This is a genomic window from Winogradskya humida, from assembly GCF_016862215.1.
Taxonomy (GTDB): domain Bacteria; phylum Actinomycetota; class Actinomycetes; order Mycobacteriales; family Micromonosporaceae; genus Actinoplanes; species Actinoplanes humidus.
Window position 1 is genome coordinate 1 of sequence record NZ_BOMN01000022.1, and the last position, 7,947, is coordinate 7,947.

Genomic DNA, 7,947 nt, shown 5'->3' on the forward strand with positions numbered 1-7,947 from the left:
GGCCGTGGGTGGTTCGGCCGTGGGTGGTTCGGCCGTGGGTGGTTCGGCCGTGGGTGGCTCGGCCGTGGGTGGCTCGGCCGTGGGTGGCTCGGCTGCTGCTGGCCCGGCTGCCGGTGGTCGGGTTGTGGGTGGTCCGGTTATGGGTGGCCCGGCTGTGGTTGGCCCCATCGTGGTTGGCCAGGCGGTGGACGGCCGGGCCGGGGGTGGCCTGGCTGGCAGTGGCCCGGCCGAGGGTGGCCTGGTTGTGGGTGGCCTGGCTGGCAGCGGCCCGGCTGTAGGTGGACCGGCTGTAGGTGGTCCGGCTCTGGATGGTTCGGGCGTCGGTGGTGGGGCCGTGGGTGGTCCGGCTCTGGATGGTTCGGGCGTCGGTGGTGGGGCTGTGGGTGGTCCGGGCGTGGGTGGTGCGGCTGTTGGCGTGCGCGCGGGGGATGGGCGGGGTGTGGGTGGGTTGGGGCTGGGGGCGTTGGTTGCGCTTACTACCAGGGAGAATGTGGCGTCGCGGCGGGTCATGGAGAAGATCGGCATGAGCTATGACCCGGCGGATGACTTCATCCACCCGACTGTGCCGCAGGACTGGCCTCAGCGCGACTGCGTCCTCTACCGCCTGATCAACAAGTAACCCAGCAGCCGTCCAGCAGCGCGCTACCAGCGTGGGGCGGTGACAAGGCCGCCGAGCCCGTGGCCGCCCGCGCTGACGGGTCCGTCCGGCAGCGGTGCGTTGACTGCCCGCGCGGCAGGCAGGAGTCTGCCCTCGCTTCGCGCGGCAGGCAGGAGCCCCGTTCCCGCTTCGCAGGGGAGGCAGGCGTCCGTCCCCGCTTCGCGCGGCAGGTAGGAGCCCGTCGTGGCAGGCGGGAGCCCTGTTCCCGCTTCGCGCGGGAGGCAGGAGCGCGACGCTGCTTCGCGCGGCAGGTAGGAGCCCGTCGTGGCAGGCGGGAGTCCTGTTCCCGCTTCGCGCGGGAGGCAGGTCCATCCCCGCTTCGCGCGGCAGGCGGGACCGCGACGCTGCTTCGCGCGGCAGGCAGGAACCCGTCATGGCAGGCAGGAGCCCTGTTCCCGCTTCGCGCAGGAGGCAGGAGTCCGTCCCCGCTTCGCGCGGCACGGGACCCCGACCGCACCACCTTGTGCGTGGGTGGTGCTTGTGCGTGGGTGGCGACCCTGGCAAGGGCCGTGGGCGGCGGAAATGCCGGTCTGGTGAGGTTCTAGTCGGTGGTGAGGGCCTCCAATACCTGTTGGCCGTATTTGGCGAGTTTGTTTTCGCCGACGCCGCTGATGGTGGAGAGCTCGGCGAGGGAGCCGGGCTTGGTGGAGGCGATCTGGCGGAGGGTGGCGTCGTGGAAGATGACGTAGGCGGGGACGCCGGTTTCCTTGGCGGCGGCGGCTCGCCAGGCTCGGAGGCGTTCGAAGAGGGCGGTGGCGGCGGGGTCGAGGTCGGGGGCCGGGGCTGCGGTGGAGCTGTTTGAGGCGCGGCGGGCTCGGGGGGCCTTGGTGCGTTCGGGTTCGCGGCGCATCATGACCTGGCGTTCTCGGCGCAGGACGGTGGAGCTGGCGTCGGTGAGGGCGAGGGTGCCGTATTCGCCTTCGACGGCGAGGAGGCCCTGGGCGAGGAGTTGGCGGACGACGCCGCGCCAGTCCTGCTCGCGGAGGTCGCTGCCGATGCCGAAGACGGAGAGCTCGTGGTGGCGGAACTGGGTGATCTTCTCGGTGGTTTTGCCGAGGAGGATGTCGATGGACTGGCCGGCGCCGAATTTCTGGCCCCGTTCGCGTTGCAGGCGCAGGACCGTGGAGAGCAGTTTCTGCGCGGCGACCGTGCCGTCCCATGACTCCGGGGGAGTGATGCAGGTGTCGCAATTCCCACAGCCGGTTTCCCCTGGGACGAAGGCGGTGGAGGAATCCTGGCCGAAGTAGGCGAGGAGCTGGGCGCGGCGGCACTGGACCGTTTCGCAGAGGGCCAGCATGGCTTCGAGGTGGGCGGCGAGGTTGCGGCGGTGGGCGAAGTCGCCGTCGGAGGTCTCGATCATTTTGCGTTGCTGGACGACGTCCTGCAGGCCGTAGGCGAGCCAGGCGGTGGAGGGCTGGCCGTCGCGGCCGGCGCGGCCGGTCTCCTGGTAGTAGCCCTCGACGGACTTGGGCAGGTCGAGGTGGGCGACGAAGCGGACGTCGGGTTTGTCGATGCCCATGCCGAACGCGATCGTGGCGACCATGACCAGGCCGTCCTCGCGCAGGAAGCGGCTCTGGTTGCGGGCGCGGGTGCCCGAGTCGAGGCCGGCGTGGTAGGGCAGGGCCGCGATGCCGTTCTGCACCAGGAACTCGGCGGTCTTCTCCACCGAGGCGCGGGACAGGCAGTAGACGATGCCGGCGTCGCCGGGGTGCTCGGTGCGTAGCAGGTCGAGGAGCTGGCGTTTGGGCTCCTGCTTGCCGACGATGCGGTACTGGATGTTGGGGCGGTCGAAGCTGGCCGTGTAGTGCCGGGCGCCGACCAGGTCGAGGCGGGTCGCGATCTCCTCGCGGGTGGCGCTGGTGGCCGTGGCGGTGAGCGCGATGCGGGGCACGTCGGGCCAGCGCTCGTGCAGCATCGAGAGGTTGAGGTAGTCGGGGCGGAAGTCGTGGCCCCACTGGGACACGCAGTGCGCCTCGTCGATGGCGAAGAGCGCGATCTTGCCCTGGTCGAGCAGCCGCTGGGTGGAGGGGACGCCGAGCCCCTCGGGCGCGACGTAGAGCATGTCGAGCTCGCCGGCGACGAACTGCTGCTCGGTGCGGCGGCGCTCGCTGACGTCCTGGGTCGAGTTGAGGAAGCCGGCCTTGACGCCGAGCTGGCGCAGCGCGTCGACCTGGTCCTGCATGAGCGCGATCAGCGGCGAGATCACGATGCCGGTGCCCTCGCGGACCAGGGACGGGATCTGGTAGCAGAGCGATTTGCCGCCACCGGTCGGCATGAGCACGAGCGCGTCGCCGCCGTCGATGAGGTGCTCGATGATCTCCTGCTGCTCCCCGCGGAACGCGGAGTAGCCGAAGACGCGGTTGAGCACCTCGGAAGCGGGGCCGCTGAGCGGGGGAGCGGAAGTCACCCCGCGAGTTTAGTGAACCCGCCGGAACGACTTCCGCACCCTGTGGATAACTACTTCACGTCGATGAATATCGGGTTGGTGTAGAGCCACGTGTCGAGCCAGGGATCGCCGTCGCCCGGCGTGTGCGGGATCGGGCCGTGCGGATCGACGGACCGCCCGAGCAGCCCCGGACCGTGGCGCCGCCCGTCCGAGCCGCGAAGCCGCAGGTAGGAGGACGAAGAAGCCACGAGCGGGAACTTCAGCGTGTACGTCCCGGAGCGCCGCGACGTGTCGAAGCTCTCCACCACGCGGGTGTCCGGCGCCACGAACGAGTCCGGCGAAGAAGGACCGCGGACGGCACCGCGGATGACGTCCAGGTGGGCCAGGCGCGGGAGGACGCCGTGGAAGTTGGGGCGGGAGGCGCTGGTCACAGTCACCGTCAGGGTCAGCCGTTCGCCGCGCCGGGCGGAGATGCGGCCACCCAGCGTCGCCGATCGGCCGTGTGCCGAGGTCAGGCGTACGTCGACGCCGTCCACGAGCTGGCCGTGGTCGACCCAGACGCGGCCGGCGCGCAGGCCCGCCATGACTTCGGCGTACCCGTACCGGGTGACACCTACGTGCGTACGCGAGAATTGTCCTGGCCAGAAGTCGCTGCCGGCCTGCGCCGTGTGGGTTTCGATCGGGTCCGGGATCCTGCCCGTGGAGTCGAACGTGGACCCGGCCGGGAAGTCACCGTTGCGCAGCGTGTCGAAGACGGTCCGATGGTTGTCGGAATTGCTGGTGATCGAGAACAGTTTCCCCTCGGCCAGCAGCGAATCCCACATGCCGCCGACCGTCGCGGTCATCCAGTCGAAACCACCGTGCGTGACGTACGCGTCCGCGGGGTACCCGGCGTACGACTGGGCCGACGGTTTGTTCTCGTATTCGCCGCGGATGCTGGCCGCGCCCCGCAGGCCGGGGATGGCAGCGCCCTGCGCACCCGGCGCGCCCTCCATGCCGATCATGATCCCGGGCGCCGCGTCCCGCCACGCGCGCAGCTCGTGCGGCGAGTCGATGCCCAGCCGCGACGGATGGTTGGCCAGGACCAGGGCGTCCTTGCCGGAGGCGGCGAGCCATTTCAGCGCGGCTACCGCGAGACCCTCGTCGGAGGACGGCAGCAGCTTGCCGTCGTAGAGCTTCTCGAACTGGCGCAGCACCTCGGCCTCGGCCTCACCCGGCGCGGTGAACACCGTGGCGTGCTCGGCGCCGGGGATGTACCACTCGAGACCCTGGAAGATCAGCGTGCGCGGGTTCTCGGCGCGCGCCTTGAGGATGTCGGCGCGTTCGAGGGTGGCGCCGAAGTCCTCGTGCCCGACGTTGCTGTGCTCGGTGCAGACCATCCAGTCCAGACCGAACTGCGCCCCACGCCCGGCGGCCTGCGACACCGTGTACTTCGCGTCGTGGCTGTACTGCGTGTGCACGTGGTGATCGCCGACGAGGTAGACGTACTGATCAAGCTGTTTGTCAGAAGCTGCTGCGGGTGCGGCGGGACCCGCCACCGAGGCGGCTGCGAAGCCCGCTCCGAACAGGCCCGCGCGGCGCAGCAGGGAGCGCCGGTTCAGGCCCTGCGGGTCGAGTTCCCCTTCCGGTACGCCCGGATCAGCCCACTGCGGAATCGATGTCATGGCCCGTGACGCTAGGCCGCGCCGACGACCGCCAGCCGTCCACCGGATGATCATCAGGCGAACGCCGGACCGGCAGGAACAGCAGCAGACCCAGGGCGATCCACACGTACGCGTTGGCGCCGGCGAACGCGACCGGTCCGGACGGGTCCGCCCACCACAACCACACCACGCTGCTGCTGAGGAGGATCCAGAGCGGCCACGGGCGGCGTACCAGGAAAAGTGCCGGCAGCAACCAGACCAGATGGTGCACCCACGTGACGGGGCTGACCAGGCACGCGAGGGCCCCGGTCAGCGCGAACCCGGTCACGGCGTCGGCGCGGCGCACCCGCACGAACCAGCAGATCAGCACGGCCAGGACCAGGACCGCCCACCAGGCCGCGGGCAGCTCCAGCCGGGCGATGACCCCGCGCAGCGACTGATTCGACACGTACGCCAGCCGCCCGACCCGGCTCGTGTCCCACACCGCGTCCGTCCAGAACGCGACGGAGGCATCCGGGGCGAGCACGGCGGCCAGCAGCGTCGCCCCCGCCGCCGTGCCCGAGGCGACGGCCGCCGCCCGCCAGCGTCGCGTGACCAGCAGGTACAGCACGAACACGGCCGGGGTCAGCTTGATCGCGACGGCCAGCCCGATGCCGGCGCCCGCCCATCTGCTCCCGCGGGTCAGCGCTCGCAGGTCGGCGCAGACAAGTAGTAGTAGGACGAGGTTGACCTGACCGAAACTGAACGTGTCGCGGGCAGGTTCGAACATCAGCATCGCGAGGAAGAGCAGGGCGGTGATCCACCACGCGCGGCGGCCGAGCCACCAGCGCAGCAGGGTGAGCGTGGCCGCGGTGTTCACGACCACGGACGTCACGATCGCCACGGGCCAGGACGTCAGGGCGAGCGGGCTCATGACCAGCGCGGCGAACGGTGGGTACGTGAAGCCGTACTCGGAGTCCTGGTATCGGTATTCGTAGAGCGGCTCACCGTCGAGCAGCCAGAACCGCACCGCGCCACGATAAACGCCGAGGTCGAAGAAGTGCCGGAACGTCGGCACGGTCACCAGGAACACTCCGACGGCAATCGCCGCACCGGCTACCAGAGCAGGCCTTTTCATCTCAATACCCGGGTTGCGGGGGTCGCGGTGGTGGCCAGGGCGAACGCGGCCACGCCGAGCAGGGCGCCGAGGACGGCCAGGAGCACCTCACCGCGATCCGCCGCGTACCCGTCCGGCAGCACCACGGGCGTCAGCACCGCGCTGAGCAGGGCCAGCCCGCGATGCGCGGCCGGGACGACGGCGAGCGGCACGAGTGCCCAGATCACATACCAGGGCCGCAGCGCGGGACCGAAAATGACCACTGCGAGCAACACCAGGCCAAGACCGGGCAAGGCCCCAATCCGCTCACGGTACGCCCAGACGAGCCCCGCCGACACCACAGTCGCCAGCACCCCCGCCCACCGCCACACCTCGATCGCGAACGGCGACCCCACCCCCTCCGCGGTCAACCGCCCGAGCACCCCGGTCAACGACCAGTTCCCCGCCGACACCGGCGTCCCGAGCGCGCCGACCCACCCGTACCCGCTCCCCGCCACAGCCGTCACCACCACCGTCGTCACCCCTGCCACCGCAGCCGTGACAGCCCACGCCCGCACCCCCGCCCACCGCCCGGCTGGACTGAGGTCGCCGGGGCTTTCGGCAGCAGCCGGCGCTACGGCTTGACTGAGGTCGCCGGGGCTTCCGGTAGCGGGCGGCGCTCCGGAGCCGCCTGATCGAGCAGTTTCTCCTCGGCCGGGATCCAGACCCGGCTGCCGAGCGCGCAGCGAGTCCGCCCCGATGATTGCTACTGCCACCAGCCCGAGCGCAGCCGGCGCCTTGACCAGGGCGGCCATCGTGACCAGGGCCGCGCCGACAACCGGGTGCCGGTGCAGGGCGGCGGCCAGCCCGGCGGCGAGCAGGCCGACCATCAGGGCATCGTTGTGGGCACCGCCGACGAGGTGGATCAGAACGAGCGGATTGAGGATCACCAACCACCACGCGCGCCCGTCGCGGGTCAGCACGCGCCCGTCCCGGGTCAGCCGCGGCAGCGCGACGGCCAGCAGCGCAAGACCCGCAACCGCGACCAGCCGCATCCCGAGCACCCCGGCACCCACATGCTCGCCGGTCACGGCGGTCACCACCCGCGACGCGAGCAGGGCCACCGGACCGTAGGGCGCCGGCGTGTGCTGCCAGATCTCCGGAACCAGCGCGGCGACCTGTCCACCCAGGACGGCGGGACCGTCACGGTAGACGTCATGACCCGAACCGGCCAGAAGCCCCTGCGCGAGATAGCTGTACACGTCCCGGCTGAACAACGGCGGCGCCACCAGCAGCGGCCCCACCCAGATCCCGAGGGTCACCCACCCGTGCCGCGGAGCCGCCGTCCCCGTGCGCCCGTACCACCACCAGCCGAGCAGCATCAGGGTCAGCCCCGCATAGGCACAGGCCAGCCCGCCGCGGCCCAGGGTCCCCCCGGCGGCGACCAGCAGAGAACCGGCCCCACCGGTCGCGGTGGCCAGAGCGTGATCGCTGCGCACGGCAGCACCGTGACAGCCCAAGATGTCCACCCGCGGTACGCCGGGTGACGCCCCCCGGTCGCGCGATTGTCACTCCGCGCCGCCCCCGCCGCCCGCGCCGCCCCGCCGCCGCCCCGCCGTGGCCCCGCCACCCCGCCGCCCCGCCGTGGCCCCGCTGCCCCGCCGTGGCCCCGCCGCGGCCGGCCGCGCTCCGCTCGGCACGGGATTCGTAGACTTTTCCCGGAACACCGACACTACGGTGTCGCCGCCGCCCTGAATTCTGAGTGACATGAACGCACACGAACTCGCCCAGGCCTGGATCGACTTCTGGAACGGCGCCACCGAGACGGCCCCGGACCTGCTCACCGACGACTTCCGCATCCACTTCGGCGGCGCCCGCCCCGTGGACCTCGCTGGCGACCCGGTCCACGGCCCCCAGGACATGGCCACCTACATCGAAACGTTCCGCACCGACGCCCCCGGAGCCACCTTCTCCCTCCGCCGGCCGATCATCGCCGACACAACAGGCTTCGCGATGCGCTGGGACGCCACCCGCTCCGACCGGGCAATCAGCGGCATCGACGTCCTGCACACCCGCAACGGCCGCCTCGCCGAGGTCTGGACCCTGAGCGGCGCCCGCACCTTCCCAGCCTGACCCACGGCGGCTCCACACTCACGACACACGGTCGCCCTGACTGCGCTACTTC

Annotated in this window: 6 protein-coding genes; 1 reads left to right on the forward strand and 5 read right to left on the reverse strand. The window is 71.3% G+C overall.

Going from position 1 to position 7,947, the window contains the following annotated elements; translation table 11 throughout:
• From Ahu01nite_RS08310 to mptB, 5 genes are all read right to left on the reverse strand, one after another.
• On the reverse strand, positions 1-556 hold a 556-nt coding region (locus Ahu01nite_RS08310), incomplete at its 3' end, for a hypothetical protein (protein ID WP_203835847.1).
• A gap of 643 nt (positions 557-1,199) precedes the next feature.
• Positions 1,200-3,065 carry a DNA helicase RecQ gene (gene recQ, locus Ahu01nite_RS08315; RefSeq protein WP_203835848.1) on the reverse strand — a complete coding sequence of 622 codons (1,866 nt, stop codon included), beginning with the start codon at positions 3,063-3,065 and terminating at the stop codon, positions 1,200-1,202.
• A 50-nt stretch (positions 3,066-3,115) separates the two neighbouring features.
• Complete coding sequence (locus Ahu01nite_RS08320; protein WP_203835849.1) at positions 3,116-4,708, reverse strand: CehA/McbA family metallohydrolase domain-containing protein; 1,593 nt, start codon at positions 4,706-4,708, stop codon at positions 3,116-3,118.
• Positions 4,683-5,804: a glycosyltransferase 87 family protein gene (locus Ahu01nite_RS08325; protein ID WP_203835850.1), complete on the reverse strand. Its 1,122-nt coding sequence runs from the start codon at positions 5,802-5,804 to the stop codon at positions 4,683-4,685. Before Ahu01nite_RS08325 ends, Ahu01nite_RS08320 begins: the two co-directional genes overlap by 26 nt.
• Positions 5,801-7,261: a polyprenol phosphomannose-dependent alpha 1,6 mannosyltransferase MptB gene (mptB, locus tag Ahu01nite_RS08330; protein WP_203835851.1), complete on the reverse strand. Its 1,461-nt coding sequence runs from the start codon at positions 7,259-7,261 to the stop codon at positions 5,801-5,803. Before mptB ends, Ahu01nite_RS08325 begins: the two co-directional genes overlap by 4 nt.
• 268 nt (positions 7,262-7,529) lie before the next feature.
• On the opposite strand from mptB, the gene Ahu01nite_RS08335 reads away from it, so the two are divergent.
• Positions 7,530-7,895 (forward strand): nuclear transport factor 2 family protein, encoded by a 366-nt coding sequence (locus Ahu01nite_RS08335; protein WP_203835852.1) that lies wholly within the window; start codon positions 7,530-7,532, stop codon positions 7,893-7,895.
• Positions 7,896-7,947: the final 52 nt, after the last annotated feature.